The organism is Paenibacillus sp. FSL F4-0236 (assembly GCF_038000135.1).
Taxonomy (GTDB): Bacteria; Bacillota; Bacilli; order Paenibacillales; family Paenibacillaceae; genus Paenibacillus_AQ.
On sequence record NZ_JBBOBK010000001.1, the window covers coordinates 370,659 to 385,057 of the forward strand.

The 14,399-nt window shown below is 43.9% G+C and carries 18 protein-coding genes and 1 pseudogene; 15 read left to right on the forward strand and 4 right to left on the reverse strand.

The window, feature by feature from the left end; all coding sequences use genetic code 11:
* Nucleotides 1-11: 11 nt before the first annotated feature.
* Nucleotides 12-1,286, forward strand: a complete 1,275-nt coding sequence (locus NSQ29_RS01785; protein WP_341124238.1) for a Gfo/Idh/MocA family protein — start codon at nucleotides 12-14, stop codon at nucleotides 1,284-1,286.
* Between the two features lie 180 nt (nucleotides 1,287-1,466).
* Here NSQ29_RS01785 and NSQ29_RS01790 read toward each other — a convergent pair whose 3' ends face one another.
* A complete protein-coding gene (locus tag NSQ29_RS01790) occupies nucleotides 1,467-1,652 on the reverse strand; it encodes a hypothetical protein (RefSeq protein WP_042130754.1) in 186 nt (61 codons plus the stop codon).
* A gap of 654 nt (nucleotides 1,653-2,306) precedes the next feature.
* Here NSQ29_RS01790 and NSQ29_RS01795 point away from each other — a divergent pair.
* The 14 genes and pseudogenes from NSQ29_RS01795 to NSQ29_RS01860 form a co-directional block, all read left to right on the forward strand.
* Nucleotides 2,307-3,086: a dihydrodipicolinate synthase family protein gene (locus NSQ29_RS01795; RefSeq protein WP_341124239.1), complete on the forward strand. Its 780-nt coding sequence runs from the start codon at nucleotides 2,307-2,309 to the stop codon at nucleotides 3,084-3,086.
* Between the two features lie 4 nt (nucleotides 3,087-3,090).
* Nucleotides 3,091-3,495: a GDSL-type esterase/lipase family protein gene (locus tag NSQ29_RS01800; protein WP_341124240.1), complete on the forward strand. Its 405-nt coding sequence runs from the start codon at nucleotides 3,091-3,093 to the stop codon at nucleotides 3,493-3,495.
* Nucleotides 3,476-4,225 carry a carbohydrate ABC transporter permease gene (locus NSQ29_RS01805; protein ID WP_341124241.1) on the forward strand — a complete coding sequence of 250 codons (750 nt, stop codon included), beginning with the start codon at nucleotides 3,476-3,478 and terminating at the stop codon, nucleotides 4,223-4,225. The genes NSQ29_RS01800 and NSQ29_RS01805 overlap by 20 nt, the downstream gene beginning before the upstream one ends.
* A gap of 24 nt (nucleotides 4,226-4,249) precedes the next feature.
* A complete protein-coding gene (locus NSQ29_RS01810; protein ID WP_042191372.1) occupies nucleotides 4,250-4,939 on the forward strand; it encodes an N-acetylmannosamine-6-phosphate 2-epimerase in 690 nt (229 codons plus the stop codon).
* A gap of 23 nt (nucleotides 4,940-4,962) precedes the next feature.
* On the forward strand, nucleotides 4,963-5,835 hold the full coding sequence (locus NSQ29_RS01815; protein WP_076286030.1) for an ROK family protein: 873 nt from the start codon (nucleotides 4,963-4,965) through the stop codon (nucleotides 5,833-5,835).
* Between the two features lie 23 nt (nucleotides 5,836-5,858).
* A complete protein-coding gene (locus NSQ29_RS01820; RefSeq protein ID WP_076300453.1) occupies nucleotides 5,859-6,713 on the forward strand; it encodes a MurR/RpiR family transcriptional regulator in 855 nt (284 codons plus the stop codon).
* A 215-nt stretch (nucleotides 6,714-6,928) separates the two neighbouring features.
* Nucleotides 6,929-7,402, forward strand: coding sequence for a YhcH/YjgK/YiaL family protein (locus tag NSQ29_RS01825; RefSeq protein ID WP_339243360.1), 474 nt, complete (start codon nucleotides 6,929-6,931; stop codon nucleotides 7,400-7,402).
* 13 nt (nucleotides 7,403-7,415) lie between these two features.
* Entirely contained in the window at nucleotides 7,416-7,592 is a 177-nt protein-coding gene (locus tag NSQ29_RS01830) for a hypothetical protein (RefSeq protein ID WP_341124242.1), read from the forward strand.
* 347 nt (nucleotides 7,593-7,939) lie between these two features.
* The gene (locus NSQ29_RS01835; RefSeq protein WP_340972654.1) at nucleotides 7,940-9,052 is read left to right on the forward strand and encodes an amidohydrolase/deacetylase family metallohydrolase; all 1,113 of its coding nucleotides are present in this window, start codon (nucleotides 7,940-7,942) and stop codon (nucleotides 9,050-9,052) included.
* A complete protein-coding gene (locus tag NSQ29_RS01840) occupies nucleotides 9,018-10,121 on the forward strand; it encodes a DgaE family pyridoxal phosphate-dependent ammonia lyase (protein ID WP_341124243.1) in 1,104 nt (367 codons plus the stop codon). Before NSQ29_RS01835 ends, NSQ29_RS01840 begins: the two co-directional genes overlap by 35 nt.
* A 1-nt stretch (nucleotide 10,122) precedes the next feature.
* On the forward strand, nucleotides 10,123-10,875 hold the full coding sequence (gene dagF, locus NSQ29_RS01845) for a 2-dehydro-3-deoxy-phosphogluconate aldolase (protein ID WP_339243357.1): 753 nt from the start codon (nucleotides 10,123-10,125) through the stop codon (nucleotides 10,873-10,875).
* A complete protein-coding gene (locus NSQ29_RS01850; protein ID WP_341124245.1) occupies nucleotides 10,868-11,884 on the forward strand; it encodes a sugar kinase in 1,017 nt (338 codons plus the stop codon). The genes dagF and NSQ29_RS01850 overlap by 8 nt, the downstream gene beginning before the upstream one ends.
* An 8-nt stretch (nucleotides 11,885-11,892) precedes the next feature.
* Entirely contained in the window at nucleotides 11,893-12,606 is a 714-nt protein-coding gene (locus NSQ29_RS01855) for a GntR family transcriptional regulator (RefSeq protein WP_341124246.1), read from the forward strand.
* A gap of 2 nt (nucleotides 12,607-12,608) precedes the next feature.
* A pseudogene (locus NSQ29_RS01860) lies at nucleotides 12,609-12,791 on the forward strand (LuxR C-terminal-related transcriptional regulator); the annotation flags it as partial.
* A gap of 18 nt (nucleotides 12,792-12,809) precedes the next feature.
* Here the strand turns inward: NSQ29_RS01860 and NSQ29_RS01865 are convergent.
* The 3 genes from NSQ29_RS01865 to NSQ29_RS01875 all read right to left on the reverse strand — a co-directional run bounded on the left by NSQ29_RS01865 (nucleotide 12,810) and on the right by NSQ29_RS01875 (nucleotide 14,340).
* On the reverse strand, nucleotides 12,810-13,019 hold the full coding sequence (locus NSQ29_RS01865) for a hypothetical protein (RefSeq protein WP_081951193.1): 210 nt from the start codon (nucleotides 13,017-13,019) through the stop codon (nucleotides 12,810-12,812).
* A 287-nt stretch (nucleotides 13,020-13,306) separates the two neighbouring features.
* Nucleotides 13,307-13,633, reverse strand: a complete 327-nt coding sequence (locus tag NSQ29_RS01870) for a branched-chain amino acid transporter permease (RefSeq protein ID WP_042191355.1) — start codon at nucleotides 13,631-13,633, stop codon at nucleotides 13,307-13,309.
* On the reverse strand, nucleotides 13,630-14,340 hold the full coding sequence (locus NSQ29_RS01875) for an AzlC family ABC transporter permease (protein WP_042191353.1): 711 nt from the start codon (nucleotides 14,338-14,340) through the stop codon (nucleotides 13,630-13,632). Before NSQ29_RS01875 ends, NSQ29_RS01870 begins: the two co-directional genes overlap by 4 nt.
* Between the last annotated feature and the right edge of the window lie 59 nt (nucleotides 14,341-14,399).

A 14,399-nucleotide genomic window follows, 5' to 3' on the forward strand; every position in this document is an offset into this window, starting at 1 on the left:
GAGGAGTAGTCTTGAGAACATTAACAGCTGTATTACTTGGCGCTGGCAGTCGAGGAAGATATATTTATGGGCCCTACGCGGAGAAGTTCCCGAATGAATTAAAGATTGTTGCCGTAGCTGAGCCGGATGATGAACGTAGAAATCGATTTGCAGAGATTCATAGAATTGCCCCAGAGCATGTCTACGATTCTTGGGAGAAAGTATTCGATCAGGGTCAAATGGCGGACGTGATGATAATTGCTACGCTCGATCGGATGCATTATATACCAGCGATGAAAGCGATGGAGCTAGGCTATCATGTCATGCTAGAGAAGCCAATGTCGCCTTCCATGGAAGAATGCATCGAATTGGAGCAAGCTTCGCTTCGGTATAAGCGATTGCTCGTCGTAACCCATGTCCTGCGATATTCCCCGTTCTGGTCTGGGATCAAAAAATGCATCGAAGACGGTGAACTCGGAACGATAGGTACGATTCAATTAACCGAAAATGTGGGCTACATGCATATGACACACAGTTATGTCCGCGGGAATTGGCGCAATTCGGAGGAGACGAGTCCCATGATCCTGGCCAAATCATGCCATGATCTGGATCTCATCTCATGGCTTATGAATCAACCGTGTACAAGCGTGAGCTCGTACGGATCATTACTGCATTTCAGGGCGGAGAACGCTCCGGAAGGCTCCGCGGATCGCTGTATCAACGGCTGTGAGGTTGAGAAGGAATGCGCCTTCTCGGCGATGAAAATATATATTCAGCCCCCGGAACACCCTTGGGCACGCTATATGACGAATGATTTGTCGCAAGAGGGGATCTTGATGGCGCTGAAGGAAGGACCGTGGGGTCGCTGCGTGTATCGCTGCGATAATAATGTCGTGGATCACCAGGTAGTCAACATGGAGTTCGAGAACGGAGCAAATGCATCGTTCATCATGTCAGGGCTGACACAGAGCGGCACGCGTCGAGTTCAAATTATGGGAACACAAGGCGAGATCATCGGGGATATGGACAAAGGATCTTTCACACTGTACCGCTATGTATCGGGCGAGAAGGTTGAGATTGGCTGCAATGTGGAAGGCGATGGCCATGGAGGCGGCGATGACCGTATGGTAAGCTCATTCCTGCGGAATGTGCGTCAATTCGACAGCAATCCATCGCAAGGCTTGACCTCGGCGACGGCATCCCTGCAGAGTCATTTGATCGCATTCGCGTCGGAACATTCGAGATTGAACGCAGGTCAGGCGGTCAAGCTTTCGGACTTGCAGAAGAAAGGACAAATGTCTGTATAAGATCAAATGATGCTAGGAAGCCTCTTTCGAAGTGATGGGATGCCGTCATGGAGAGGGAGGTTTTTTTGGTACATAATCTCAAGGCATAATAAAAGACCGCTCTACTGGAATGATTTCCGGATCTGCGGCCTTAGGACAAGATTCTATTATAGGGTCAATCTGTATCTAAAGGTGGTGAGATTAATGGAATTTAACAGTCTTGATACGAGCTTCTTCTTCATAGGTGAGTGGTTTTGGGGATCTTGGAGTGTGCAAGTGGCGTTGCACAGAATATTCCATTTTTTGATAATCCTCATTACCTGAATTCATCGTTGGATTCCAATTTTCCGTTACCCAATTTTTAAGTTCTTTAAGACCTGCTAGCATTTCCTCCAGCCTCCTTTGGCGAAGAAACAATATATTTTGTATTGTTCTGGTTACGCTTTCATTATATCATAGAAATTAGTTTTTTAAAGCTGTGTCCACGTGAAAAACACAGTTTTTAAGTGAACATTGTGTGTTAATTAGGGTTTGTGCTTCCTGTGGAGAAAAGTGTCTCCTTGTAGGAGACACTTTTATTAGATTTAAAAGGATAATCTATTGCCCTTGCGAATCGCAAAAGATTTCTAATAATTACCAATTCGGCAGATGACTTTAAGGTCGTAGATAGTGTTACTCTGATAATAACTAGAGCTGCATATATCGTTCGATATTCTATTTTTAATTGGAAAATAAGGTCTTATTTTATGGGCGTTCACTTAAATGAAACTATTTTTTTAGTATGATTGTTATTCTGGTGGAAATAAATTTTATTTTTTAAAAAATAGAGAAAATAATTTACAGAACCAAATTTAAGTGATATCTTGAATATGTAGAAAAGAAACCGTTCACATCTTAAGGGGGATTATCAATGACACTCAACAAGTTCCACGGAATTATACCTGCCTTCTATGCTTGCTATGACGATCAAGGAAATATTTCCGAATCCCGGACACATGCCTTATGTGATTACTTATTTGAAAAGGAGTTCAAGGTGTTTATGTGGGAGGTAGTTCTGGAGAATGTATCTACCAGAGTCTGGACGAACGCAAAGCGGTACTTAGCTATGTAGCTAGTAACCTGAAAGGTAAAATGACACTGATTGCTCATGTAGGAGCCCCTTCTACTAGAGATAGTATCGAATTAGCAAAACATGCGGCGAGCTTAGGATATGATGCACTATCCGCAATCCCACCTATATATTTCAAATTACCTGATAGTGCAGTAACTAAATACTGGAGCGATATTATGGAGGCAACTCCTCTACCGTTCATTATCTACAACATTCCTCAGACTACGGGATATACACTAACTCCAGCTTTATTCGAGAAACTGCTTACTAATAAAAAAGTTATCGGCGTTAAGAATTCTTCTATGCCACCTATGGATATTGAACGCTTCAAAAGAGTGGGTGGAAAAGATGTAGTGGTCTTTAATGGACCGGATGAACAGTATGTTGCGGGAAGAATCATGGGAGCTGATGCTGGCATTGGTGGTACTTATGCAGTTATGCCAGAGCTGTTCTTGCAAGCTAATACATTTGTACTTGCCGGCAAGTTTGAGGAAGCAGGACAACTTCAAAGTGAGATCAACGATATCATCATCGCGCTTTGTTCCCTCAAGGGTTCTATGTATGCGGAAATTAAAGAGGTTCTGAGATTAAGAGGCGTAAACATTGGTAGTGTAAGAGCACCGCTTGAAGGGGTAGCCGCTGAAGATGCTGGTCCAATCGCAGATATTATGAAATTGATTGATCAAGCGATCGAAAAATATTGTGGTTAATGCAATGAAGAGAACCATCGTATGCTTTGGTGATTCCAATACTTGGGGCTACGACGCAAAGACGGACCAAAGGTTTAATGATGAAATACGTTGGACCGGGCTTCTGCATGCAGAACTGGGCGACGCTTATCGTGTCATAGAAGAAGGGCTTCCTGGTAGAACCAGTGTTAGTGACGATCCGCTATTTGAAGGGTTAGCCGGAATAGCTTATCTCTATCCATGCCTCATGTCACATGCACCACTTGATTTGGTAGTGATCATGCTTGGGACGAATGATACGAAAGAAAGATTTGCACTAACTTCTTATAACATCGCACAAGGTATTGTTAGGCTCGCTCATAAAGCTAGAGGGAGCGGGGCAGGTCCAGCCGGAAAAGCTCCAGAAGTGCTTGTATTGGTTATTCACTAGTTCTCTTAAGAACAGTTCAGATGTTGTGAAGATGCCTCCAGACTGGTGGCCTAATTCGATCACATTCTCCAACTATGTGGATGTGTTTCAGAACCAACCGGCTTTAAGATGGACGTTTAATAGTATTTATGTCTCAGGCGTATCTACGATTATCGTTATTATTGTAGGCGCTATGGCTGCCTATGCATTCTCAAAGATCAATTTTAAAGGTAAAGATATCATCTTCATTATTTTCATATCGAGCTTGATGATTCCTAAGGAAATTATGATCGTGCCTTTATTCCGGATTACACAGCAATTTGGAATGGTGAATTCGTATAACGGTATGATTTGGCCGAACGTCGCGGGTGCATTTGGAGTCTTCCTATTAAAAGGATTCTTCGATTTAACCCCTAACGCTTTAAGAGAAGCCGGAAGAATAGATGGTGCAAATGAATGGAGAATCTTTACTCGCATCATGGTGCCTATTATTAAACCTGGTATTGGAGCCTTATTTATTCTGAATTTCGTGCAAGTCTGGAATGATTATTTGTGGCAGCTGGTTATAGGCCAAGAGAACAAAATGAAAACATTAATGGTTGGTACTGCAACCTTAATGCAGGATCTGAATCCTAATTTCGCATATAAAATGGCCGGAGCCACCATTGCTGCAATTCCGATGTTGCTAGTGTTCATGTTATTCCAACGTTTCTTCACCAATGGAATTACAGCAGGAGCAGTCAAAGAATAAATAAAAATGTGGAGTGGGTTACTGATGAATACTGAAAATAATGTACTTAAAAAGATAAAACATAAACTAGTCGTCTCCAGTCAAGCCTTACCCGAAGAACCGCTGCATAGTCCGTTTATAATGGGAAGAATGGCTTATGCAGCATACTTGGGTGGTGCTTCAGGTATTCGGGCAAATAGCGTAGCGGATATTCAAGAAATTAAGAAAACAGTGGATCTACCTATCATTGGGATCATCAAAAGGGTATACGAAGGTTCTGAAGTGTTTATTACACCAACCCTGAAGGAAGTAGATGAGCTTTACCGCGAAGGGGTAGATATCATTGCTATGGATGCGACAGACCGGACTCGTCCGGATGGATCAACCATCTCAGAACTATTTCCTCACATAAGAGAGACCTATAAAGATCAACTGTTTATGGCAGATTGCTCTACATTTGAAGAAGCTGCTAAAGCCGTTGAGCTGGGGTTTGATCTTGTGGGAACTACCTTAAGCGGATATACAGAATACACCAAAGAGCGGTCACTTCCAGATTTTGAGCTAGTCAAGCAAATCGTAAGCAACTTCTCTGTGCCTGTGATAGCTGAAGGCGGTGTTTCCACTCCTGAAGAACTGAAGAAAATGTTTGATCTAGGTGTTTTTTCAGCAGTAGTCGGCTCAGCGATTACAAGACCAATGGAGATTACCAAAAGGTTTGTAGACGCTATTCAGTAGATTGCCGGAGAGGGTAGATAAGGATGAGAATTCTCGCTGTAGATATTGGCGGTACCAATACCAAGATGTGTATATGCGATAAACTTGGGAATGTTCATAACTTTAAGGAGTATGCAACTGAGAGCCACTTGGGAGGGCCGCATGTAATCTCAAGATTGCTTGATAAGATTGCAGAAAATGATGATTTTGATGCCATTGCTATAAGTACAGCCGGTCAAGTCAATGCTGAAGAAGGAATTATAGTCTATGCTAACGAAAATATACCTAGCTATACAGGGATGAAGATTAAGGAAATTGTAACTAATCATTTTCATAAACCTGTTATGGTAGAGAACGATGTGAATTCAGCAGCATTAGGCGAGGCTTATTATGGTGCTGCCCAGAACTTTAACAATTTCTTATGCTTGACGTTTGGCACGGGCATTGGTGGTGCCATTGTATTGAACCGCCAAATCTATAAAGGAGCAGATGGGGTGGCGGCCGAATTTGGTCATATCCTGACACATCCATTGTCAGATGCGGTGGAGGGACTGCCTTTTTATGAGAAGTATGCTTCAACCACTGCTTTAGTCAAGATGGCTCAGCAAGCAGATCCTGAATGTACAGACGGAAAAGTCCTTTTTGATAAAATTCACAAAGGGGACGAAGCTCTGAAACAGATCTTGGATTCATGGGTAACTGAGGTGTCCGCGGGTTTAGCCTCAATTATTCATATTTTCAATCCATCCGCTATAATTATTGGGGGCGGTGTTATGGAACAAGAAGATTTAGTTCAAAGGGTAGAGGAACGGACGAAGTCTTTAATTATGGAGAGTTTTGCGGGTGTAAGAATTGTTAAGGCCTCACTTGGGAATAAGGCAGGCTTGCTTGGCGCTTCCTCTTTATTCGCACATTAAATCATTGTAAAGGAGGGGCTTATTTGCGAACAATCAGTATTTTTTCTTCTATTCATTCCAAGTACAATAATTTGACGAATACGGAGAAGAAGGTAGCGGACTACGTCCTGGAGAACACGAGAAGTGTTGTCTATATGTCGATTACTGATCTTGCAGATGCGTGCGATGTAGGTGAATCAAGTATTTTTCGATTTTGCAAATCTTTAAGTTATAAAGGGTATCAAGAGTTCAAGATTGCACTCGCTCATAGTATCACTGTAGAGAATGAGATCCCGCAGCTTACGGATCAAATTCTAATGGACGACACTACTGAAGCTGTGGCTTCCAAAGTGCTGACCACAAATGTAAGTGCACTGAACGAGACCTATAATTTAATTGATATACAGAAGATCAATGAAGCTATTGATTATATGATAAACGCGGAACGAGTATCATTTTTCGGCGTAGGCTCTTCATTAATCACGGCGATGGAAGCCAAAATTAAATTTATGCGCATTACAAACAAAACGGAGTGTTTGATGGATTCACATCTTCAGATGATGTCTGCGGCGCTAATGTCTAACCGAGATGTAGCTGTAATCATTTCTTACTCCGGTTCAACGAAAGATAGTATCGAGGTTGCAAGAAAGGCGAAGGAACGAGGCGCTAAGGTGGTGTCCATTACGAGATTTGAAAAGTCACCTTTAACGTCGTATTCGGATCTTACCTTACTTTGTGGTGCTAATGAGGGTCCTCTGCAGGGCGGTTCATTATCTGCTAAGATCTCACAACTCTATCTGCTGGATATTTTATATGTGGAATATTTCAAAAAGACTAGTGAGCAGTCCATTATCAATAAAGAAACAACAGCTGCAGCAGTTAGTGAGAAGCTCCTATAAGTGCGAGTTCAAAAAGTATGGTTTTCAACACCGAGAAGATTGGATGAAGGTAGAAACTGAAGAGCGGAGCGTAGTGGAAGCTACGTGAGCACCGGAAGTTTCGCCTGAATTCAATTTTCGATGTCGAGTAAGCTTCTTGGGCTAATTCGTGATCAAAAGCGGACTTTTTGAACAACCTCTGTAAGATAATTGAGATGTGGGGAGAATGAGACATTATGATCTTAGGTTCATTGTCATCTTGGGAAGAGCATAGCAGATACGAGAATTCAGTCATTGTAGAGGCTATTGAGGAATTGAAAGTCATCTTACAACACGAACCTGATCTCGGGCGAATCGAGATCCGCGGTAACGAGATATACGTTTCGATTATGGCGCTTGAGGCGAAGTCGCTAGAGGAACAGGTTGCTGAAAAGCATGAGGCTTATATTGATGTGCATTATCTGATTGAAGGTGAAGAAACGATCGGTTGGTCCCCTCTGCAAGAAGGGATCGAGGCTACAAAGCCTTACGATGCCGAAGCAGATTATGCGCTTTATCCTCCGTCATCCGATGAAATTTTGTTAACTTTGAAGCCGGGGATGTTCGCAGTCTTTTTCCCGCATGATGTACACAGACCTGGTATGGGTCAACCGGGCATGAAGATTAAGAAGGCTGTTATTAAGATACATGTAGGGTTATTAAGTTCATAGATTTTGTACAAGAGTGACAGACACATTCGATATTCTGAACGGTAAAAGTCAAGAAAGCAGCGATTCTCCTTTTTATTGGAGGATCGCTGCTTTGCGTTTCGGTCATTTGCAGCTTGCTTCTGTAGATTATGGGCTGGTAAAAGCCAAATCGACTTCTAGCACTACTGAAGAAGTGAAACGGAAGCTCTGATAGATAATTAGGGAAAATCTCCGTAAAATTCTGCGATTTTTGCTTATTTGACTAATAATTAGGGAAAATCTCCCTCTAATTCAACTGATTCGTTGGTGAATATAGATATTACCACGATTTTTAGGGAGGAATTCCCTAATTCTATTCATTAAAAGCAATTATCGGCTATAATCAGGGAGATTTTCCCTAATTACTCTCTACAAAGAATCCGTCCGATAATCAGGTTTCTCTAATTTTGTTACAACCACGTCTAATTTTACGTATAAACATTATAACGTTATATTTACTTAACGTGCTATTCGTGGTATTTTAAACATTATAATGTTATATGGAAAAAGGTGAGAACAATGGATGAAAGATACGTGCTCCGTCAGGTGAAACGGGTAAGCGGAGAAGAGATCGACATTGTAATCGAAAATGGCAAGATCGCTGAGATCACCCCGGCAGGTGAGGCGCATGGGGGGCAGGAGTGGGAAGGTTCAGGCGCGTACGTATCCAGTGGCTGGATCGATATGCATGTGCATGCCTTTCGCGAATTTGATCCGTATGGTGACGAGATCGATGAGATCGGTGTCCGGCAAGGGGTGACCACTCTAGTCGATGCCGGTAGCTGCGGGGCGGATCGGATAGGTGATCTGGCTTTGGACGCGTCTCAGGCTAAGACGAATGTGCTGGCTTTCTTAAATATCTCGCGGATCGGACTGCTAAGAATTGATGAATTGTCCAACTTGGAATGGATTGATAAGGAGAAGATCCTGCAATCCATCCGAACCTACGGGGAGATAATCGTGGGATTAAAGGCTAGGATCAGCAAAAGCGTTGTGGGTGCCAGCGGGATTGAACCACTGCATATCGCACGAAGCCTTTCAATGGAGACGGGGTTGCCGTTAATGGTACATATCGGTTCAGCACCGCCAGATATCAGAGAGGTTATGCCCCTTTTGCAGCGTAAGGATATCGTGACCCATTATCTCAACGGAAAAGAGAATAATTTGTTTGCTGCGGATGGTCAGCCGCTTCAGGTACTGACTGAGGCCATTGAACGGGGAGTTCATCTCGATGTGGGACATGGAACAGCAAGCTTCTCTTTTAAGGTAGCTGAGGCTGCTAAACGTAATGGTATTGGACTGAATACGATTAGCACGGATATCTATCGAGTGAACCGAATGAAGGGACCAGTCTTTAGCATATCTAATGTACTTTCCAAGTTTCTATGTTTGGGCTATGCTCTGGATGAGATTGTGGCAGCGGTTACTTCCAATGCGGCGGAATGGCTGGGCAGGCCGGAGCTGGGCCGAATTCAGGTGGGAGATCCTGCAAACTTGACTCTCTTCACCCTGCAGCATAAGTCTGCAGTGCTTGTGGATTCTGAAGGAGAAGAAAGAATGACGGATAAAGTAATCCATGCAAAAGGAGTGGTTATAGGTGGGGAATTCATTAAATGCGAAATACGGGCTTAAACGCGTAATCAATGCAAGCGGCAGAATGAGTATCCTGGGGGTGTCGGCTCCGTCTGACACAGTGATGGAGGCTATGAAGCAAGGCGGACAGAGTTATGTGGAAATAGCGGATCTGGTGGATAAAGCCGGAGATTACACGGCACGAATTCTCGGCGCTGAAGCAGCGCTTATCGTTAACTCAGCCTCCAGCGGTATTGCATTGTCCGTTGCGGCGCTAGTGACCCAAGGCAATCGGCGCCGCAGTGAACGTTTGCACCAAGAAGCCATTCCACGCAATGAAATCATCATTCTGAAGGGGCATAATGTACAGTACGGAGCTCCTGTGGAAACGATGGTCTATCTAGGTGGTGGGAAACTAATTGAGGTCGGTTATGCGAATGAAGGCCGTGCCGAGCATATAGAGGATGCCATTTGTGAGCAGACGGCTGCCATTCTGTACGTAAAGTCCCACCATGCAGTTCAGAAAAATATGTTATCCGTCGAAGAAGCATGGGAGATCGCAAACCGTAGGGGCATTCCACTAATCGTAGATGCCGCAGCGGAAGAAGACCTCTGTAAATATGTGAAATACTCTGACCTGGCAATTTATAGTGGTTCTAAAGCTATTGAAGGGCCTACATCCGGTATTATCGCCGGCAAACGTAATTATGTGGAATGGGTTAAGGTCCAATTGTATGGAATAGGACGCAGTATGAAGGTTGGTAAAGAAACTTCCTTTGGTCTGCTGCAAGCACTAGAGGAATACATGGTCAAGGAAGACAAGAGTGACACCGAGAAAGCGTCTTTGCAGGGATTGATGGTGTTGAATGAACTTCCGGGAATTCGTGTAACCATTGTGCAGGACGAGGCGGGCCGTGCCATCTATCGCGGCCGGGTTCAGGTTGATCCACAGCAGGCCGGAATTACGGCGAAAGAATTGGTAGAGGGGTTGCAGCAAGGCGAAATTGCGATCTATACCCGCGATTATGGAGTGAAGCAGGGATATTTCGATATTGATCCACGGCCGCTTCTGGGGGATGATCTGCACGTGATTGTAGACAGCATTCATAAATTAATAGGGGGACAATAAGATGACGATTTCACAACGTTTTTATAAGGGCCGCACCGCATTAAATGTACTCGCTAAAGATATCGCTAATGCTAAAGAGATTTATGAAGCGGCGGAAGGATATGTGCTGGTCGGTGTGCTCTCTAAGGATTATAAGTCGGTAGAAGAAGCCGTAACAGCCATGAAGCAATATGGTCAAGAGATTGAAGATGCGGTATCCATTGGCCTAGGTGCAGGAGATAATCGCCAAGCGGCAATTGTGGCCGAGATTGCTAAGCATTATCCGGGTAGTCATATTAACCAGGCATTCCCGGTGGTTGGAGCTACACGCGCTAATCTTGGTGGGAAAGACAGTTGGATCAACAGCATGATCGCCCCTTCTGGTCACGCTGGTTATGTGAATATTTCTACAGGAGTCTTCAGCGCTGCGCAGAGTGAAGCGGCGATTGTACCTATAGCATCGGCAATTGCGCTTGTTCGGGATATGGGTGGTAATGCACTGAAATATTTCCCGATGGAGGGATTAAGCCGTGAAGAGGAATACCGCTCTGTCGCTAAGGCCTGTGCTGAGGCAGGGTTCGCACTCGAACCAACCGGTGGAATTGATATGGACAATTTCGAGGCTATTCTGGAGATTGCGCTTGAAGCAGGGGTGCCACAAGTGATTCCGCATGTCTACTCATCCATTATCGATAAAGAATCGGGCCAGACCCGGACCCAGGATGTGCGTGATTTGCTTGGAATTATGAAGAGGCTGACAGATAAATATGCCTAAACGAATCGGGGCATTCGGAGAAGTGATGATGCGTCTGCAGGTGCCGGGAGTTCAGCTGCTATCCCAGGGAAACAGCTTAAACTATTCATTCTCTGGTACCGGGGTTAATGTCAGCGCTGCACTGGCACGCTTCGGGCATGAAGGTTATTTGATTTCCCGTTTGCCGACTACTTCCTTGGGAGAGGCCGCCGCCGCGTATTTGCGGAAGCTGGGCATCTCTTCTAGCCTCGTTATACGAGGAGGAGAATATCTGGGCTTGTATTTCTTGGAGAACGGATTTGGTGCACGTCCAAGCAAGGTAACTTACAGCAATCGTCTGGAGAGTAGCTTCAATACGGCTCCTGAGAAAACTTATAATTATGAAGAGATTGCGCGAAGTCTGGATGTGATCCATTTCTGCGGCATTACGCTGGCTATGAACGATAGTGTACGTCATCATATGAAATCCTTGGCTAGAGCTGTCAAGCAGCAGGGTGGGACTGTGATCTTTGATTGCAACTATCGTCCGTCCTTGTGGGGACCGGAAGGCTATTCACAAGCGAAGCCGCATTACGAGGAGATGCTGCAGCTGGCCGATATCGTAATGATGAATGAGAAGGACGCAATCTTTATCTTGGGGATCAGCACTGAACAAGCTGAACGTGAAGAGCAGCTGATCGAACTGATTCCAGCAGTTGCGAAGCATTACGATATCTCGGTGATCGCAGGCACCCATCGCAGTATTCATGGCGACAACTCACATTCACTGCGTGGGTTTCTTTATAAGAATCAGAGCTTCTTCTTTTCGGATACGCTGAGATTTCTCGTCTATGATAGAATAGGGGCTGGAGATGCCTATACGAGCGGAATTGTGCATGGCGAGCTAACAGGATTTACACCTGAGCAGACAGTACGGTTTGCCGCTGCCGCTAGTATGTTAGCCCATACTGTCGAGGGCGACACTCCCATGGCTTCAGAAGCGGATATACTTCGAGCTATGACTCTATCCGTAGGCGATGTAGAAAGGTAGTGAACCTCTTGAGTTTGTCCCGAAAAGATAAGCCCTTATATATGCAAATTGCAAATATTATAAAGGATCGGATTCTACACGGAGTCTATCCTATTGGATTGAATATTCCTTCCGAGCCTCAGCTAGAGCAGGAATTCAATGTCAGCAAGATCACTGTACGCGGTGCCATTCAGGAGCTCGTCCAAGAAGGATTTCTGGAAAAGGGGAGCGGCAAGGGGACGAAGGTGATCCGTAATACCTCATCATCCAAGCTGTCCAAGTGGAAAAAATTCACGGAAATTCTAGTGGATGAAGGGCACCAAATTCGGAAGCAATGGCTGAAGGCGGAGCGAGTATATAATGAAGTCGAAAGCGAAGCCTTTCGTTTATTCGGCGAACGTTGTATACGCTTGGAACGCATATATAGTCTCAATGATATTCCATACGTTCATTACACGCATTATTTAGTAAATGGTATGGATGATTTGGATCTACTGGACTTAAATGCCCAGTCCTTGTATGAACTGCTTGAAGAGCGGAGCGTTTCCTTAGAGAAACTGCGTGATGAATTTTCCGTTGCCGTTCCTCCGCCTGATGTAGAGGAGATATTGCTCCTTGATAAGAAGTGTCCCTTGCTGATGCGAACTCGTTATTCTTATGATGAGCTGGGCAAGGTAACTGAGTATAGTGTAGGCTTTTACAATACAGAGCTGCAGAATTATGTAGTGAACTATGAGGTGTAGTTAAAACGACTCGTGATATCGCGGGTCAATGATTCATTAGCAAGAAAACCATGCGCAATCACATCTCCAACATAATGCAGAAATTAAAAGTTAAAGGCCGTTCACAAGCGGTTGTCGAGCTGATTAGGCTTGGGGAGGTTTTTTGTTGTAGAGGAAAACTAAACCAAGCGATTGCTGTCCACTGATGGATGTCATCGCTTGGTTTAGTGTTTAAGATCGATATTCATGGTGTCAAAATCAACCTTGCATTTAGCTCTTATCATAAAATCAATACCAACAATTCCATCAAAGCCATAAGGCTCTTGTATCGAACCAAGCTGAATTGGTAAATCAGTCAAAGTAATATGTTCAATGAGTATGTCAGGAATCTGCTGCTCATAGCAAATTTCGCTAGTCCCCCCAACCCCATACATTCGTTTTGCTCGTCCATTAATAAAATCAATATGGATGCCTATTACAGCTAATGCATCGGTATCAAAGACGGTTGCCGCACTCCTAAAAAAAATTCTTCTATAACCTCAACGTCGTTTCTGCTCGTATGAAATACATACAACTCACGCGTCGGATGAAGCTTGTGTAGTTTTTTGTAGCCGCTCCAAGCTTCTTGCGGATTATCGTAGTCTTGAATGATCGAGATATAATGGAAGTGAATGTTATAATTGTAGTTATATGTGCGGTTGATAAGACCTACATAAATTTCTTATATCTGAATCAATACCATATAAGCGATTGTACCGAATGCTATGGATAATAGCATATTTCTTCGCCAGAGATGAAGCAACGCGACGATTGCGACGGATATTAGCTCCGGTAATCCGTGATTACCGGACAATACGTTAGTGTTCTTTAGGCTATAAATAACAAGGAGTCCAATCGTTGCTGATGGAAGAACTCTACCTAGGTATTGAATGTACTTTGGGGTTGGACGTCCCGGTGGGAAAATAATGAACGGAATAAAACGTGTCATCATCGTGCCTAGCACAACCATGGCAATTGTAATGATCTGCTGAAAAGTAGACATCGTCATGCGGTTTCACCTACCGGTTCCTGTTGTTTACGAGTGATCGTAAGTGCTGCAATAATCAGGATCATTGCGGGGATCATGAAGCTGTCACGTCCAAATATGATAAGGCACAGTATGGAGATAACAACGCCTACTAGAGCACTTCTATGGGTCGATCCACTCTTCCATTGCTCAATAAAGATAACAACGAATAGTGCAGTCATCACAAATTCGAGACCTTCCATATTCATGTGAAAAATCGATCCGAATACTCCCCCGATACAAGCGCCTACGACCCAATAGCAATGATTTAGCAGCGTGACGAAGAACATATACCAACCGCGATCCACTCCTTCAGGGATCTTCGCGGAATAATTGATGGTGAATGATTCATCACAGAGACCAAAAATCAAATAAAGCTTCTTCAGCCCCGTACCTTTAAACTTCTCCAGCATAGATATGCCATAAAATAGATGTCGTGCATTAACCATTAAAGCAAACAATAATGCACTTAATGGATGATAAGCACCTAATAACAAGTGAACCGTTAGAAATTCCATCGATCCAGCATAAATAAGCGAGCTCATTAGAAAGGTATAGATCACATGAAACCCTGATACATTCATGTAAATTCCGTAGGCGATCCCCAAGAATAAAAAAGCGGCAAGAATGGGAAAGGTAGCGGGAGCCGCGGTGCGGAATGCTACATAAAGTTTGTTATTGTTACGCATGTTACTTACAACCCCTTAGCTTATGTCCATGTCATTGTAGCAGTGCGAATCCATACAAT

What these genes read in the sequence shown, in the direction of transcription:
- NSQ29_RS01865 (WP_081951193.1), bottom strand. Translation starts at nt 13,019, where the DNA reads ATGTATGGGGTTGGGGGGACTAGCGAAATTTGCTATGAGCAGCAGATT.
- NSQ29_RS01825 (WP_339243360.1), top strand. Translation starts at nt 6,929, where the DNA reads ATGATCTTAGGTTCATTGTCATCTTGGGAAGAGCATAGCAGATACGAG.
- NSQ29_RS01790 (WP_042130754.1), bottom strand. Translation starts at nt 1,652, where the DNA reads ATGCTAGCAGGTCTTAAAGAACTTAAAAATTGGGTAACGGAAAATTGG.
- NSQ29_RS01875 (WP_042191353.1), bottom strand. Translation starts at nt 14,340, where the DNA reads ATGCGTAACAATAACAAACTTTATGTAGCATTCCGCACCGCGGCTCCC.
- NSQ29_RS01870 (WP_042191355.1), bottom strand. Translation starts at nt 13,633, where the DNA reads ATGACGATGTCTACTTTTCAGCAGATCATTACAATTGCCATGGTTGTG.
- dagF (WP_339243357.1), top strand. Translation starts at nt 10,123, where the DNA reads ATGACGATTTCACAACGTTTTTATAAGGGCCGCACCGCATTAAATGTA.
- NSQ29_RS01810 (WP_042191372.1), top strand. Translation starts at nt 4,250, where the DNA reads ATGAATACTGAAAATAATGTACTTAAAAAGATAAAACATAAACTAGTC.
- NSQ29_RS01835 (WP_340972654.1), top strand. Translation starts at nt 7,940, where the DNA reads ATGGATGAAAGATACGTGCTCCGTCAGGTGAAACGGGTAAGCGGAGAA.
- NSQ29_RS01850 (WP_341124245.1), top strand. Translation starts at nt 10,868, where the DNA reads ATGCCTAAACGAATCGGGGCATTCGGAGAAGTGATGATGCGTCTGCAG.
- NSQ29_RS01800 (WP_341124240.1), top strand. Translation starts at nt 3,091, where the DNA reads ATGAAGAGAACCATCGTATGCTTTGGTGATTCCAATACTTGGGGCTAC.
- NSQ29_RS01815 (WP_076286030.1), top strand. Translation starts at nt 4,963, where the DNA reads ATGAGAATTCTCGCTGTAGATATTGGCGGTACCAATACCAAGATGTGT.